A 16,281-nucleotide genomic window follows, 5' to 3' on the forward strand; every position below is an offset into this window, starting at 1 on the left:
TGCCGCCCCGCTTGCCGGGCTCGCCTTCGAAATTTGCCCGAGAACCCCGCCGATCCCGATCCAATCCGCCTCGCCTTGGACCTAACGTCCCGGCGAGCGTCGACCTGCCTGAGCTTCGTCGACCCTACCAGAGGGGACTTCCATGATGCGTCCGAATCCGTCGATTTTCCTCGCGGTCCTTCTCCTCGGTACACCCGTGGCCATGGCGTCCTCACCGAGTATGACGGCAATTCGGCCGATGGGAGGGCGTCGAGGAACCGAACTCGAGATCACGCTCTCCGGCGCGAGGCTCAAGGATGCGCGGGAGATCTTGTTTTATCACCCTGGTATCAAGACGACGAAGATCGAAGCCCCCAGTGATACCCAGGTAAAGGCCACGCTGGTGATCGCACCGGACTGCCCTCTCGGACTTCACGAGCTGCGGCTTCGCACCGACACGGGAATCAGCGAAGCCCGGTCCTTTAGTGTGGGCGTTCTACCGGAAGTCACGGAAGTCGAGCCGAACAACGACTTCACCAAGCCGCAAGTGATCGCGATGAACTCGACCGTCAACGGCGTTGCTGAGAACGAAGACGTGGACTTCTTCGTCGTCGATGCCAAGAAGGGCGAGCGGATCACAGCGGAAGTCGAGGGAATTCGACTCGGGATCTCGCTCTTCGACCCTTACGTCGCGATCATGGACGCGAAGCGATTTGAGCTCGCCTCGAGCGACGATACGGCGTTGGTCTGGCAGGACGCCCAAGCATCGATCGTTGTTCCCGAGGATGGCAAGTACATTATCCAGGTTCGTGAAAGTGCTTATGCCGGGAATGGAAACTGTCTCTACCGGGTGCATGTCGGAAACTACCCGAGACCGACCGCGACCCTGCCTTCGGGAGGGAAGCTCGGAGAGGCTGTCGACATCACCTGGATCGGTGACGTTACGGGAGATCGAACGACGAAAGTCACGCTCCCGGCTGTGCCCCAGGAGGGATACGGAATCGTCGCCGCGGACGATAAGGGTTCCGCCCCTTACGCAAACAGCTTCCGGCTCTCTCCCTTCGGTAATGTGCTCGAGGTCGAGCCCAACGACGACAACGGGACCGCGACTCCGTTCAGTCCTCCCCTGGCCCTCAACGGTGTGATTGGCAAGCCGGGAGACGTCGACCGTTTCGTCTTCAAGGCCGTCAAAGGACAAGCGTTCGACATCCGTGTTTTTGCACGATCGCTCCGCTCACCCCTGGACTCGGTTCTCTACATCGGAGCGCGGAGCGGTGGAGCGATCGCCGGCAACGACGACAGCGCCGGACCCGACAGCTACATTCGATTCGGGGCCCCGGCCGACGGCGAGTATGTGATCTGGGTTCATGATCAATTGCTCAACGGCGGGCCCAACTACGCCTACCGGATCGAGGTGAGCCCCGTCGAAGCCAAGCTCAACTTGAGCGTTCCTAGCGAGTCGCTGATTCGAGGGACGGGCACGATCGCCGTCGCGGTTCCCAAGGGAAACCGGCAGGCGATCCTCGTCAATGCCAGCCGCGCCGACTTCGGTGGCGACCTTGCAATCAGCGCCGCCAATCTTCCGGCCGGAGTGACGTTCGAGGCGGACACGATGGCGGCTAGCCTTGCGACCTATCCCGTGCTCTTCACGGCCCAGCCGGACGCTGCACCCGCGGCCTCCCTGGCCTTACTCGCGGGCAAACCGGTCGACCCCAAGGTCGTCGTACCCTCTCAGTTCAGCCAGATTATCGAGCTCGTCCTGGGGCAGAACAATGTTCCGTTCTGGACCCGCACGGTTGACTCACTGGCCGTGGCCGTTACTGAAGAGGCCCCCTACTCGATCGAAATCGTCGAACCCAAGGTCCCGCTCGTCCACGGTGGTTCGATGAACTTGAAGGTGGTCGCGAAACGTAAGCCGGGCTTCACGGCCCCGATCGCCGTCTCGCTCCCCTGGAACCCTCCCGGCATCAGCTCCGCCGGAGGAGTGGCGATCCCCGAGAACCAGAATGAGGCGCTCATTCCCCTCAATGCGGCGGTCGGCTCTGAGGTGAAGACCTGGAAGATCGTGGTCAATGGCTCCTCCAACGGTCCGACGGGTCCGGTCTTGGTCTCAACGCAACTGGCCGCCCTGACCATCGCCACCCCATTCGTCGGGTTGACTTACCAGTCGGCCGCCGTCGATCAAGGCAAGGACGTCCCTCTGGTCGTCAAGGTGGCCAAACTCGTTGATTTCGACGGTGAAGCAACCGTCGCCCTGATCGGACTCCCCAACAAGGTGACGACCGAGCCGAAAACGATCAACAAGGCCACGACGGACCTGGTTTTTCCGATCAAGACCGACATCACATCGCCCGCAGGCAAGCATGCCAGCCTGTTTTGCCAGGTCGTGATCACGAAGAACGGGGAACCGATCGTGCACAACATCGGGACGGGCGAGTTGAGAATCGACGTGCCGATCCCCCCCAAGCCCACCGAAGCCGCGGCCAAGCCCGCCGCGCCGGTTGTGGCAGCCCCGGCTCCCATGCCCGCAGCCGCGCCGGCACGCCCGCTCAGCCGTCTTGAGCAGCTCCGGCTCGAAGCCAAACAACGTGCCGAAGCCGCAAGCAAATAAGTCCCGCCACCTTTTTTTAGACTCGACGCCTTGATCTGGCATCGTTTACCCACCCGTGCAGCGCTTTGAGGACACGAGATGATGATCGCAACGAGACTCGCCCGCGGACTCATCGGAGTGATCGCTCTCTCTCCGTTCACGGGTCTGGCCATGGCCCAGGCCCCGCAGGCGGCCCTCACCAAGATTGAGGTCTTCCCGTCCGACATCCAACTGGCGACCGCCGTCGATCGCCAGGCCGTGGTTGTTCAGGCGACCTATGCGGATGGCATTACTCGCGATGTCACTCGTGAGGCGGAGATGACCGTCGCCGACACCAAGCTCGTCCGGCGGGACGGCTCGACCTTCTGGCCCGTGACGGATGGGGAGACAACCTTGACGGTCGCCTTCAGCGGCCTCTCCCAAGTGCTGCCGATCAAAGTCGCGCAGGCCACGGCCCTAACCCCGATCAGCTTCCGGCTGGACGTCATGCCCATCTTCTTGAAGGCGGGCTGTAACACCGGAAGCTGTCACGGAGCGTCCCGCGGCAAGGATGGGTTCCGGCTCTCCATCTTCGGCTTCGATCCCGACGGAGACCACTTTCGGTTGACCCGCGAAATGAGCGGCCGGCGAATCAACCTCGCGGTTCCAGCCGATAGCACGTTCCTGGAGAAAGCCACCGGCGCGGTCCAGCATACGGGGGGCAAGCGGGTCGAGCCCGGCAGCGAAATCTACCAGACGCTCCACCGCTGGATCGAGTTGGGCGTGCCCAACGATGACGCGGCCACGCTGCCCAAAGTGCTCTCCGTCGAGCTCTATCCCAAACAGGCGGTGCTCGACGGCAAGGGCACGACCCAGCAGATGACGGCTCGTGCCCGCTACTCAGATGGCACCGACCGCGACGTCACCCGGCTCTGTCTCTTCCTCACGAACAACGAGAGCTCCGCGGCCATCGACGCTCAGGGACTTGTCACCGCCGGCGACCGCGGCGAAGCGTTTGTCATGGCACGCTTCGATGCCTTCACCGTCGGTTCCGAGATGATCGTTTTGCCCAAAGGGCTGAAGTTCGAGTCTCCCACCGAGCCTGAGGTCAACTACGTCGACAAGCTCGTCGCCGACAAACTCCGCAAGCTGCGAATCATCCCCTCGGGTGTTTGCGACGACGAAACCTTCCTACGCCGGGTTTCGCTCGACATCGTCGGCCTGCCTCCGACCGTCGAGGAGTACCAGCGGTTCACCACTTCGACGGACCCGACCAAGCGCGCCAAGCTGATCGATGAGCTCCTTGAGCGGAAAGAGTTTTCCGAGATCTGGGTCAACAAGTGGGCCGAGCTGCTCCAGGTCAAGTCATCGATCGAAGTCAGTTACAAGGCCATGTTCCTCTACTACAACTGGCTCGTCGAAAGCCTGTCGAAGAACATGCCGATGGACCAGATGGTCCAGAGCCTCCTCGGGGCCAACGGCGGCACTTTCAAGAATCCGGCGACCAATTTTTATAGCGGAACCGGGGGCAATCTCCTCCTGACCGAGAACGTCGCGCAAGTCTTCATGGGCATGCGAATCCAGTGCGCCCAGTGCCACAACCATCCGTTCGACCGCTGGACTCAGAATGACTACTACGGGTTCGCCTCCTTCTTCTCGCAGATCGGCCGCAAGGTCGGAGAGGATTATCGCGAGTCAATCGTCTTCAACTCCGGCGCGGGAGAGGTGACACATCCCGTCGACGGCCGAGTCATGAAACCGAAATTCCTCGGCGGCGAGACGCCCGACGTGGCCGGTAAAGACCGCCGCGTGGTGCTTGCCAAGTGGCTCGCCTCGGCCGACAACCCCTGGTTCGCCACCTCGTTCGCCAACCGAGTCTGGGCCCACTTCATGGGTGCGGGCATCGTGGAGCCGATCGACGATTTCCGGGTCAGCAACCCCGCCTCCAACCCGGAGTTGCTCGCTGCGCTCGGCAAGCGGCTGACCGACTCGAAATATGACCTCAAGACAATCGTTCGCGACATCTGCAACTCGAGGACCTACCAGCGATCCACCCAGCGAAACGAAAGCAACGCGACCGACGAGCTAAATTTCGCACACGCCAACCTGAGGCGGATCAAGGCCGAGAATCTGCTCGACACGATTAGCGCGGTCACCGACACGAAAGACAAATTCAGCGGCCTCCCCCTGGGAGCGCGTGCCGTCCAGATTGCAGACGGAAAAAGCTCGACCTACTTCCTCACCACCTTCGGCCGCGCGACCCGAGAAACGGTCTGCTCCTGCGAAGTCAAAATGGAGCCGACACTCTCTCAGGCCTTGCACTTGCTCAATGGCGAGACGGTGAACGCCAAGATTCGCGAAGGAGGGCTCATTCCCAAGCTCGCCACCACCAAGAAGTTTCCCGAAGAACGAATTCTCGAGCTCTACATCCGCTGCTTCTCACGCAAGCCGACGAAGGAGGAGCTTGAAAAGCTCCAGCCGGTCCTCGGCGAAGGAGCGAATCAGACCCAGGCCATGGAAGACATCTTCTGGGCGTTGCTCAATAGCCGTGAGTTTTTGTTCAATCACTAATGGCTTATCCGGCATCACCTTAGCAACGGCCGAGCCATGATCTACAAAAACCATTCGCACGGCCGGCCAGCCCGGCCGTGCGACTCGGATCGCGACAATCAAGTACTGGATGCCCCCTAAGCTCGTCTAAGGTGGACGCGGCCCACCGTGGATTGGGCTTTGCTGAGAGAGACTGAGAGCGAAGTGAGCGATGGGGACACCGCCCCCCTCTCCTCAAGGCTGAACCCGGTGGGCCGTGCCCACCCGACGAAGACGACCGCGAGGCTTATGAGCGGCCAAGCACGACTCCTATGGCGAGGTTCGAGACCATGCGACTGAACACGACCGGCATCATCCTGAGCGGCCTCATCGCCCTCGCGCCTTCCCTGTCACTGGCGGCGGATGCCAAGACCAAGGTCACCTACCAGGACCAGGTCTCAGCGATCTTCAAGAACCGTTGTAATTCTTGCCACAACGCCGACAAGCAAAAGGGGGGGCTCAATCTCGAGACATACTCCAGCGCCATGCAAGGCGGCGGGTCGGGGAAGGTCGTTGAACCGGGCGACCCCGATTCGAGCACGCTCTATCAGCTCGTGACTCATAGCGAGCAACCGACCATGCCACCGAACGCCCCCAAGCTCCCGGACGAGGAGCTCGGAACGATCAAGGCCTGGATCGAAGGAGGAGCTCTCGAGGCTTCAGGGAGCATGGCCGCGGTCAAAGCCAAGCCAAAGTTTGAGTTCAAGCTCGATCCCAACTCAGCGGGCAAGCCGGTCGGCCCCCCCGCCATGCCCGAGAACCTGGTGACCGAACCGGTCATCGTGTCGGCCAAGCCCAATGCGGTCATCGCCATGGCCAGCAGTCCTTGGGCCCCGCTCGTCGCGATCGGAGGGCACAAACAAATCCTGCTCTACCAGACGACGAACAACCACCTGGTCGGGGTTATCCCCTTCCCGGAGGGCACGATCCACGTCCTGAAATTCAGCCGCAACGGCGGCTTGCTCCTGGCGGGGGGAGGACGAGGGGGTCAGTCGGGAATTGCCGTGGCCTGGGACGTCAAGACGGGCAAGCGCGTCTTCGAGATCGGCAAAGAATACGACAGCGTGCTGGCGGCCGATATCAGCCCCGACCATGGCCTGGTGGCCTTGGGCGGGCCAAGTAAGATCCTCCGGGTCTACAACACGGCCGACGGTCAACTGGTCTACGAATCAAAGAAGCACACCGAGTGGGTCACCGCCCTGGAGTTCAGCCCCGATGGGGTCTTGCTCGCATCAGGAGACCGGAATAACGGTCTCGTCGTTTGGGAAGCTGTGACCGGTCGTGAATTCTATGACCTCCGGGCCCACACGCTGGCAATCACCGACATCAGTTGGCGGCTCGATTCCAACGTCGTGGCCTCGGCCAGTGAAGATGGAACGGTCCGGCTCTGGGAAATGGAGGGGGGAACCGCCATCAAGAATATCGCCGCGCATGGGGGCGGGGTGGCTTCGGTTCGCTTCGGCAAGGACGGTCGTCTCGTCACCACCGGCCGCGATCGAGTGACCCGCGTCTGGGACCCGGCTGGCGCCAAGCAACGAGACCTCGAAGCGTTCAACGACCTCGCGCTCGAAGCCGTGTTCACTCACGACTCGACCACGGTCATCGGCGGCGATTGGTCCGGCGAAGTCCGCGTCTGGGATGCCAATAATGGCACCCGTCGGGCAAACCTCGTGGCCAACCCGGCGGCACTGGCGACAAGACTCGAGCAGACCATCCAGGCCCTGGCCGCTGCCGAAGCCGCCGCCGATGTGGCCGCGAAAGCAGTGGCTCCGCTCATGGCGGCTCCCACCGAGAAAGCCGCTGCCGTGGCCGCGGCTCAGCTCGCCTTCAACGCGGCCGAGCAAGCGGTTACCACGGAAACCGCGCCGGTCACAACCGCCGATCAGGCGTTCAAGGTGAAGGACGCTGCCAGGCAAGCCGCAGCAGCGGCTCTGGTCGCAGCGCAGGCGGCCGCCACCAAGGCGAACGTTGATAAGGGGGTCGCGGATAAGGCCGTCGTCGATCGAATCGCAGCCGAGAAACTGGCCCAGGACACTCTCACGGCAGCGGGCGTGACTGTAGAGAAAGCCAAGGCCGCTCAAGACGCGCAACAGCGTGCTATCGCCGAGGCCCTGGCCGGACTGAAAACCGCAGCGGCCGGAGCGGCATTCGATGCGGTGGTCGCTGGCCTCAACGAAAAAGCAAAGCGATCCACCGAAATTCACCTGGAAGTTGAGACCTCCACGATCCAGCAGGCGGTCGCTCAGGTGCTTTTTGAGCGAGCCGGACTTGAGAAGGCAGGCGCCGTGAAAGGGGTGGAAACGGTGGCCACACAGATTGCGGCGGCCAATGCCGCCGTCGAGGCTGCCAAGCTCGCCGAGCAGGTTGCCATCACTGAGCGAGGAGCCGCCGAAACGGCCCTCAACGCCGCCAAGGCGGCCACACAGCCCGCAATCCAGGCCGCTACGGCCGTCGTTGTCGCCCGCAAGGCGGATCTCGATCGAGTGAACGCCGAGAAGGCGGCCGTGGATAAGGCGCTCGCCGATGGCAAAGCCGCCAGTGATGCTGCCGCGGCTCAGGTTGCAACGCTCAGGGCGGAGCGCGATGCCCTCGCCCTTGAGAAGAAAACGCAGGAAGCCGCCCGAGCCGCCGTGGCCACGAATCCGCCCCCGAGCTCCTGACCACGTTCGTTCGGGGCCAGGTCGTTGGAGCTCGAGAGCCGATGACTTCGCGATGGTCCCGGCTCACAGGTCAACCACCCCATGCAATCGATCGGAGCGTCCAATCCGCTCCGGTCGATTGCCTTGGGTGGGCATTGACCGGAGTCTTTTTCGGCATTAGACTTCGGTGAGGAATCAGTAACCAAATTCGGCCATGGTCACGGCCGACGACTTGACGAGGATCGCCATGAGCTTTGGCGAGAGTGGCGGCAGCGAGGTCGACTTTGAAACGATGCAGGGTCGTAACTGGCCCTCACTGACTCAGTTCTCGGTCTTCCTGGAGAACCGAGTCGGCCAGTTGCTCGAAGTGATCCGCGCATTTAACGGATCCAAGGTCAGGATCGTCGGACTCACCATCTCCGACTCGGCGGATTGCTCGATTCTCAGGCTCGTCCTGAGCCATCCTGAGCAAGGACGCGAGATCCTCGCCTTGCACAAGCTCGCATTCGCCGAAAACGAATTGTTGGGAGCCGAGCTTCCCTCAGGTCCCGGATCATTAGCCGACCTCTGCGCGGCGTTGCTCCAGGCCGAAATCAACATTCACTATGCTTATCCGTTAATTATTCACCCGCGTGGCCGCTGTGCCGTGGCCTTGCACGTCGATAGTATCGAACAGGCAGGCACAGCGCTTCACGCGATGGGCTTCGAGATCGTTTGCGAGGCCGACCTCTCGGCCTGACATCCGGCGGATTGTCGTTTACTTCGCGGTCGATCGATATCGTCCGTCGCGACGAGGAACCGGCTTGATTCTCCCCGCGCGTAAGAGCCGGTTCCGCCAGGCGGTTGCCGACCGGACGTTCTTGCCGATCGCTCGGAACAAATCCTGAATCTCGGAGTCGCCGAACACAGGTGGGAGAATCGCCAGCCCAGCCTGGCCCTCCACTACATCGCGCCCGAGCCAGGCCAATGCGGCTTCCATGATCGCGTCGTGGTCGAACGCCAACGGCGAGGCGGCCCGCGGCTCGAACCAACCTGCCTCCGCAGCGTCGTCGGCCCCTCCGACTTCGGGCAAGGGTGTCCGGATGACCGTCGCGTGAGCCAGGCTGATCGTCCTGCCTCGAGGATCGCGGCCCGGTGCGCCGAAAACTCCGATGGGAGCGACGGGCCCCTTGTAGTCGAGCGTCGTCTCCTCGAGTAACTCCCGTCGCACCGCGGTTTCGACGGGCTCATCCATCTCCAGGAATCCTCCGGGGATCGCCCATGAGCCGGCGAATGGATCGTGCTTACGTTGAATGAGCAGGACTTTGAGCGTTTTCTCTACCAGAGCGAAGACAACGAAGTCGACGGTCACCGCCGGGCGCGGGTACTTGTAGCAGTAAGAAGCGGCCATCGCGATCGCGTCTCCGGTCGATTTGTAGTTGGCTTGGGTCTGAATTTGCGTCAGACTACCTTGATGAACGAACTATCTACGAAGCTGATTTCTTGGCCCGAAACCAACCATGATGAAGGTCTGCGGCGCTGCATTGCCCGACTCACGGAGGCCGACGGGCCCGCGGATGAGTCGGGTGCATGGCCCGAGACTCTTTGGAGCCTCTTGACGGAGGCCAGGGCACCGCGTTGGGCTCTCCCTAAAAGTATCGGCGGCGATGAGTGCGGGCGCACGGAACTTCTCGAGCGATACGCAAGAGTCACCGAAGGGAGCATGACCGCCGCGTTCATCCTGACGCAGCACGACTCGGGGCTCCGCCGATTGCTGGCCGCTCGTGACCGGCCCGTGGCCGAATCCTGGATCCGCGCGATTGCCGACCGAGGGGCATTCACGACGGTCGGGATCTCGCAACTGACGACCTCGCGCAGACACGGGGCCCAGGCTTTGAAAGCCGTCGCGCGAGCGGGGGGTGGCTATCGACTGGACGGGACCATGCCCTGGGTGACCGCGGCCGAACGAGCCGACGTCCTCGTGACGGGGGCGGTCTTGGAAGATGGGCAGCAATTACTGATTGCGCTGCCAACCAATCGACCCGGCCTCACAATCCCTCCCCCGTTCGACCTGGCGGCGCTCCAGGCCTCACGAACGACCGAGGTCGTTTGCCATCAGGTCGACATCACAGCCGATGAGATTCTCGCTGGTCCTTCTGCGAATGTGATCGTGACCCCGGGCGCAGCAGGCACCGGTGGATTGGAGACCTCGGCCCTCGCCCTGGGCCTGGCGCGAGCCGCCTTGAATGCCCTGATTGCCGAGATCTCGTCACGAAGCGAACTTGATGAGCCAGCCGATGCTCTGGCCACCACCTGGAACGAACTCTGGTTCGCCTTGATGCGGACCGCACGCGAAGAGGCCGAGGCGTTGTCTCCGGGCCAAATCCGCTCTCAGGCCAATGCGCTCGTTCTCAAGAGCACCCAGGCGTACCTCACGGCCCGCAAGGGGACTGGCTTTCTCCGGAGCGAGCCCGCGCAACGCTGGGCGCGCCAGGCCCTGTTCTTCTTGGTCTGGTCCTGCCCCAGCCCCGTCGCCCAAGCGGCGATTCGCGACCTCGCCGGCCTCTGCTCCATCTAGGCCTTTGCTCTTCGCAGCCCCTAAATGGGCCGGGGCGACCGTCAATCGCGAAAGTTTCGCGCTGACGGTCGCCCTTCGTTGATTTTCCAGAGGCTTCACCCCTGGCTTTCGACGCTCCTCTAGTCGAGGAATTCTAAGCCAGGCGGAGTGGGGTAGAAACCGTCCGTTCGTTTAATCAGCCAGGCGGATATTCAACTCACGTAGCTGACGCGTATCGACGCCGCCTGGTGCGCCGGTCATGAGGTCCGTGCCGCGGGCTGTCTTGGGGAAGGCGATGCAATCGCGAATGTTGGTCAATCCGGCATAAAGCATGACGAGCCGGTCGAACCCAAAGGCGATGCCACCGTGCGGCGGGGCCCCATTGCGCAAGGCTCCAAGGAGGAATCCAAACTTCTCTTCCGCCTGCTCGGGGGTCAGTCCCAGGAGGCTGAAAATCTTGGATTGAATCTTGGGGTCGTGGCACCGGATCGTCCCACCGGCGGCTTCCTCGCCATTGATCACAAGGTCATAGGCCTGGGCTCGAACTCGAGCCGGGTCGGTGTCGAGCAGAGGAAGGTCTTCGGCCAGGGGCATCGTGAACGGATGGTGTTCCGCGGCGTAACGCCCTTCCTCGGCGTCCCAGTGGAGCAAGGGAAAGCGAGTGACCCACGAGTAATGGTACGACTTCGGGTCGTAGAGCTTCAGCTCGGTGGCCAGTCGTGTCCGCAAGTTCGTGAGTGCCTGGCTGGTCACCGCCTGGCTATCCGCGACGATCAAGATCAAGTCGCCCGGCTTGGCCTCGAACCGCTCGCGGAGTTTCGTTTGCAGTTCCGGGGTGAAGAACTTGGCGGTCGGTCCGGTCAACGTCGCCTCTTCCACCTTGAGCCAGACCAGGCCCTTGGTGCCGAAGGTGGCGGAGTACTCGGTCAAGCCGTCGAGGTCCTTGCGGCTGTACTTCTGGCCGGCTCCCGGAGCGCAAATCCCTCGGATTCGCTGGCCATTTTCGAGCGCGAGCTGGAAGACCTTGAACTCGGTCTCAGTCGCCAGGTCGGCAAGATCCTTCAATTCCAACCCATAGCGGAGGTCGGGCCGATCATTGCCGTACCGTTCCATCACGTCGTGATACTCGAACCGGGGCAGCGGGAGCGTCGGCGCTTCGCCGGTAAACTCCTGCGCCATTGAGGCGACCATCGGCTCCATCGCGGTCATCACGTCTTCGTCTTCGACGAACGACATCTCAATGTCGAGCTGAGTAAACTCGGGCTGGCGGTTGGCCCGGAGATCCTCGTCACGAAAACAGCGGGCAATCTGGAAGTAACGGTCGAACCCAGCCACCATCAAAACTTGCTTGTAAAGCTGAGGCGACTGAGGCAACGCGTAAAAATGCCCTGCGTGAACCCGGCTCGGGACGAGGAAGTCACGTGCCCCTTCGGGGGTGCTCCGTCCAAGGATCGGGGTTTCGATTTCGAGAAAACCACCGGCCGTCATCGTGTTGCGCATCACCTGGGCCATCTTGTGGCGGATGATGAAGACCTGCTGCATCGCCGGCCTACGCAGATCGAGGTAGCGATACTTCAGGCGAAGCTCTTCGTTGGCCTCGGCCCCCTTGATCTCAAACGGGGGAGTCGGCGTCGCGTTGAGGACCTCAAGTTCCTTGGCCCGAACTTCCAGGCCACCGGTCTTGAGGTTGGGGTTTTCCTTGCCCGGGAGCCGAGGAGCGACGACCCCTCGGATCGCGACGACATATTCGCTCCGGAGCTCACGCGCAGCCGCTTGGAGCTCGGCACCGACCTCGGGCTCAAACACACACTGGGTCAGCCCGTAACGGTCGCGCACGTCGATGAAGACGAGTCCCCCAAAGTCGCGCCAGGAGTCGACCCAGCCGTTGAGCGTGACAGTCTGTCCCACCTGGTCGAGTGTCAATTCACCGCAAGTATGTGTCCGTTTGAGCATGGTCGTCGCGTCTTCGGTCGCCTCGTGCGTTCGGATAGTTCGGTCATTTTCGTCGGGGTTTCAGAGTAACCCGAGTTCACGCAAACCGTCAAGCAAACCAAGGTTTGGACAAACTTCCCGAGTGTTGGGTTCACTCACCCCTGGAGAGAATCATTCGCGTCAACGGACCCGGGAATCAGGTTTGCCAGCCGTGGACGGAATCGTTCGCAACCCATCGAACCGAAGGGTTGGACTCGCAAGTCTCAAGGGGACAAACTTGTGAGGCGAGACGCCATCTGAGCACAATAGACGGAAACGTGACCCGGCCGGCCCTCTCGGCACAGTGATAAGGTACGCTCCGTGATGAAGTTCGACATCGATCGGGCCATGAACTGGGTCAAGACGTTCGACTTCTCCAGAGGAACCGGGAGTGAAGGAGAGCTTCGCGCCGCCGATCTGTTGTCTAAGCATCTGGAAACGGCCGGCTGGCGCGTCGGCCGGGCGGTCACGCGAACGGGCTGCCGCCTCTCGACGCTTGTGATGATCCTGTTGCTCACGCTCGTGTTCGAAGAATACTCCCTCTGGAAGGCCCTTCAACTGAGTTTTCCAGGTCTTCCGCGACGGTCACGTGCGAGCCTCTTCTTCGCTGCCTTCCTGCTGATCGGGGGCCTGCTGCGGTTGGCTGTCGGACGTCAAGGCGTGAAGATCGCCCGAGAACGATTCGTGGCCTGGCGATCGGCCAAGGAGCCACCGCAGATGGTCAACTTGATCGCCGACCGACCCGGCTCAGACAATCGTCCTGCCCGTGTTTTCATTCTGACTCATCTCGATACCCCGCTCCGGGTTGCCAATCGGGAAGATGGGATCAGCAACGCGGTCCTCCTCGCCCTCATCGTGCTCGTGTTCCTCAGCCCTTCGCCCGTCTGGTCTGCGTGGTCGGCGGCAGGAATCTTTCTGGTCTCACTTCTCTTCCAGGCGCGGTACTGGTTGCGAGCGGAACGCCCTTCGCCCGGTGATAACCGGACGGGGCTTGCGCTGATCGCGGAGTTGGCCCAGTCGCTCCCGTCGCGGCTACACGAACGGGTCGAGCTCCGGCTGGTGGCGGTGAGTGCCTGTTCCGCGGGGCAATTGGGAGCGCTGGCACTCGCTGACGACATCCGCCGCCACTGGCCTCCCAAGCCCACGCTCGTCATCAACCTGGATTCCCCGGGGCTAGGAGCCGAGGTGATGGTACTCGGAACGGGGAAAGGGCTCGAAGTCGCGCAAGCGGCCGCCAAAAGTCTCTGGATTCCTTACCACGTGAAAAAGAGGTCGTGGTGCGGCCTCGATCACCGGCCGTTCGCGCTCAACCGAATCCCGGCCATCAGTCTGGCCGGGGATCGGAAAGGAACCCGGATCGAACCGGCCAGCCTTGCGGCGACCGCGCAATTGGCCACCGAGATCGCGATGCGCTGGGCTCGGCTGGAGGGCCAAAGTCCTCAGGTCGAGAGCTTGCTCAAGTCGTCCCAGAAACCTGGGTAAGTTTTCGCGACACAGTCAGGGTCGAGGATCGTGACCCCCTCAGCCTTCTGGCCAGCGATCGCAAATGACATGGCCATTCTGTGATCGTCATAAGTCGCGATCCGGGCCGGTGAGAGCTGAGCCGGAGGATCGATGACAAGTCCGTCGGGATGCTCGTCGACGCGGGCGCCTAGCTTCCGCAGTTCGGTTGCCAGGGCCGTGAGCCGATCGGTTTCCTTATGACGGATATGGGCGACGTTGCGGATTCGCGTGACCCCCTGCGCGAACAGAGCGACTACCGCCAGGGTCATGACCGTGTCGCTGATCGCGTTCATATCCACGTCGACCCCTCTCAGCGGGCCTCCCGTGACGGTCGTTGCCCCGCGCTCGCGGACGACTTTGCATCCCATGTGCTCGAGGATGTCGACGAAGCCGAGATCTCCCTGGATACTCTGGCTTCCCAGACCTTCCAGCGTGATTGATCCGCCAGTCACCGCGGCGAGTGCAAAGAAGTAACTCGCGGCCGAAGCATCGGGTTCGATCGCATAAGGCCGCCCGGTATAACGTGCGGGGCGAATGTCAAACCGACGATTCTTGCGGTTGCCAATCCGCACGCCGAACGACTCCATGACCTCGATCGTCATCGTGACGTAGGGCAGCGAAACGAGCGGACCATCCACCTCGATGGTCGTCGTTTCCCGGGAGTAAGGTAACGCCATGAGCAGTCCACTGAGGAACTGACTCGAAACGTCTCCCCGAACGAAGGCATTTCCTCCGTCGAGTCCTCTGGCCTTCACCGTTACGGGAGGGCAGCCCGTCTCGAGGTCACTTCGCGCGTCGGATCCAAGACCATTGAGCGCCATCAGCAGGTCGGAGACGGGCCGCTGGCGCATCCGAGGGGTGCCGTCGAGTCGGTACGTCCCCTGCCCTGTGGCGACCATGGCCGTGAGAAATCGCAAACTCGTTCCGGAATTTCCCACAAAGAGATCGACATCCCTGTTGGGGATCTTGTTGCCACACCCTGGCACCGTCAGAGTCCGTGCCTCCAGGTCATGCTCGACGGCGATTCCGAGCTTGCGAAGGGAGTCAACCATCACACGCGTGTCATCACAATCCAGGGCTCCCGACAAAACGCTCGGACCGTCGGCCAGAGCCGCCACGATTAGGGCCCGATTCGTCAGGCTCTTGGAGCCGGGGACCCGGATTTTCGCAGTCGGCGGCGAACCGGACCAGGGCTTCACGGTCAGTTCTCGAACATTCTCAGTCATCAGCACATTCCCATCAGCAATCGTTAAGGTGGAATCTCTACAAGATGGCAAGAGGCAGGGCCTAACTCCAGGTGTCCGAGGTGGACGTCGGTCGTGCGGGCCACGATCCGGCCCGTCACGCTGGGTTCAGTCCTTCGCTTTCAACAGCACCTCGAGCCGGCCCCGAACTTCGTCGGCAGTCTCACCGACGATCAGGAAGCGCTTCTCACGCGAGGTTTGACCGGTCAGCAGATCGATCTGCGACGCCTTGAATCCGAGAAACTTGGCCAGAACGTCCTGAATCGCGACATTCGCCTTGCCCGCCTCGGGCTTGGTTGTCACGGCGATCCGGAGCGCCCCCGCGTGCTCTCCCAGAATGGCATTCTTCCGCGCGCCGGGCCGGGCTCGGACAGGGAGAACGGTCCCGCGTGGATGATCGGTCAGTTCGATCAAGGGAACACCCCCTCGAGTATGGCCGAGCCAACACGAACAATCGTGGCCCCTTCCTCGATGGCCGTCTCGAAGTCGTTCGACATCCCCATCGAGAGATGTTCCAATCTCAGGCCGGTCCGCTTCTGGAGCCGCTCCTGCACCTCGCGGAGCAAGATGAACGAGGGCCGTGCCGTCGCGCTCGTCGTGTCGAGGGCGGCCATCGTCATCAGACCTGCCACATGGAGATTCCGTATTGCGGCGATCGCCTCCGCATCCGCGAGAATCTCGTCCGCCGACCAACCATGCTTCGCCGGTTCGTTCGATGTGTTGACCTGGAGACAAACGCTCGGGGCAGTTTCGAGATCGGCCACGAGAGCATCGAGTCCCTGGAGCAACCGAAGCGAATCCACCGCATGGATCATCCGCACCATCGGCACCGTTTTCTTGGCCTTATTGCTCTGGAGATGGCCGATGAGATGCCAGCGTACCGTCGAATTACCAAGGCTGTTCACTTTCTCCCAAAGTTCCTGAGGATAGTTTTCACCGAGATCCAACGCCCCGAGAGCGACGAGCGGTGGAATGACCGCAACCGGGTGGCGCTTCGTCACGACAACCAGCGTGACCTCGTCAGAAGACCGACCCGAGCGTTGAGCAGCCTCGGCAATTCGCTGGCGAACCGAGTCGAGGTTGTGACGAAGAACGGCAGTATCCATGGGTCGGGTATCTTCAAATCCTGTCCACACGAACGGCTGGTCCCAAATCGCAGTCGAAGTGGGATGGCCGATCGACTATCCTAAAGGTTGACTCGCCACAGCCTCTAGCAAACCCGCCCAGGTGTCGAGCGACCTTCCAAGAGGA

11 protein-coding genes are annotated in these 16,281 nt (G+C 62.0%); 6 read left to right on the plus strand and 5 right to left on the minus strand.

Features of this window, described 5'->3' with window-relative positions; translation table 11 throughout:
• The first annotated feature begins 142 nt into the window (after nt 1–142).
• The 4 genes from V5E97_RS17310 to V5E97_RS17325 all read left to right on the plus strand — a co-directional run bounded on the left by V5E97_RS17310 (nt 143) and on the right by V5E97_RS17325 (nt 8,515).
• On the plus strand, nt 143–2,590 hold the full coding sequence (locus V5E97_RS17310; RefSeq protein ID WP_406700545.1) for a PPC domain-containing protein: 2,448 nt from the start codon (nt 143–145) through the stop codon (nt 2,588–2,590).
• 78 nt (nt 2,591–2,668) lie between these two features.
• Nucleotides 2,669–5,119, plus strand: coding sequence for a DUF1549 domain-containing protein (locus V5E97_RS17315; protein ID WP_406700546.1), 2,451 nt, complete (start codon nt 2,669–2,671; stop codon nt 5,117–5,119).
• 308 nt (nt 5,120–5,427) lie between these two features.
• Nucleotides 5,428–7,797, plus strand: a complete 2,370-nt coding sequence (locus tag V5E97_RS17320) for a c-type cytochrome domain-containing protein (protein ID WP_406700547.1) — start codon at nt 5,428–5,430, stop codon at nt 7,795–7,797.
• 226 nt (nt 7,798–8,023) lie between these two features.
• Complete coding sequence (locus V5E97_RS17325) at nt 8,024–8,515, plus strand: acetolactate synthase (RefSeq protein ID WP_406700548.1); 492 nt, start codon at nt 8,024–8,026, stop codon at nt 8,513–8,515.
• Between the two features lie 18 nt (nt 8,516–8,533).
• On the opposite strand, the gene V5E97_RS17330 is transcribed toward V5E97_RS17325, so the two are convergent.
• Nucleotides 8,534–9,166 (minus strand): NUDIX domain-containing protein, encoded by a 633-nt coding sequence (locus tag V5E97_RS17330; protein WP_406700549.1) that lies wholly within the window; start codon nt 9,164–9,166, stop codon nt 8,534–8,536.
• 312 nt (nt 9,167–9,478) lie between these two features.
• Here V5E97_RS17330 and V5E97_RS17335 point away from each other — a divergent pair, with 312 nt between their 5' ends.
• Nucleotides 9,479–10,333, plus strand: a complete 855-nt coding sequence (locus V5E97_RS17335) for an acyl-CoA dehydrogenase (RefSeq protein WP_406700550.1) — start codon at nt 9,479–9,481, stop codon at nt 10,331–10,333.
• A 171-nt stretch (nt 10,334–10,504) separates the two neighbouring features.
• Here the strand turns inward: V5E97_RS17335 and aspS are convergent, their stop codons facing one another.
• Nucleotides 10,505–12,265: an aspartate--tRNA ligase gene (aspS, locus tag V5E97_RS17340; protein ID WP_406700551.1), complete on the minus strand. Its 1,761-nt coding sequence runs from the start codon at nt 12,263–12,265 to the stop codon at nt 10,505–10,507.
• A 342-nt stretch (nt 12,266–12,607) separates the two neighbouring features.
• On the opposite strand from aspS, the gene V5E97_RS17345 reads away from it, so the two are divergent.
• Nucleotides 12,608–13,765 carry a M28 family peptidase gene (locus tag V5E97_RS17345; RefSeq protein WP_406701178.1) on the plus strand — a complete coding sequence of 386 codons (1,158 nt, stop codon included), beginning with the start codon at nt 12,608–12,610 and terminating at the stop codon, nt 13,763–13,765.
• Here V5E97_RS17345 and aroA read toward each other — a convergent pair.
• From aroA to V5E97_RS17360, 3 genes are all read right to left on the minus strand, one after another.
• Entirely contained in the window at nt 13,723–15,012 is a 1,290-nt protein-coding gene (gene aroA / locus V5E97_RS17350) for a 3-phosphoshikimate 1-carboxyvinyltransferase (protein WP_406700552.1), read from the minus strand. The genes V5E97_RS17345 and aroA overlap by 43 nt on opposite strands.
• Before the next feature lie 126 nt (nt 15,013–15,138).
• Entirely contained in the window at nt 15,139–15,444 is a 306-nt protein-coding gene (locus V5E97_RS17355; RefSeq protein WP_406700553.1) for a DUF167 domain-containing protein, read from the minus strand.
• Nucleotides 15,441–16,136 carry a YggS family pyridoxal phosphate-dependent enzyme gene (locus tag V5E97_RS17360; protein ID WP_406700554.1) on the minus strand — a complete coding sequence of 232 codons (696 nt, stop codon included), beginning with the start codon at nt 16,134–16,136 and terminating at the stop codon, nt 15,441–15,443. Before V5E97_RS17360 ends, V5E97_RS17355 begins: the two co-directional genes overlap by 4 nt.
• Nucleotides 16,137–16,281 lie beyond the last annotated feature (145 nt).

The organism is Singulisphaera photorubra (assembly GCF_045290345.1).
GTDB lineage: Bacteria > Planctomycetota > Planctomycetia > Isosphaerales > Isosphaeraceae > Singulisphaera.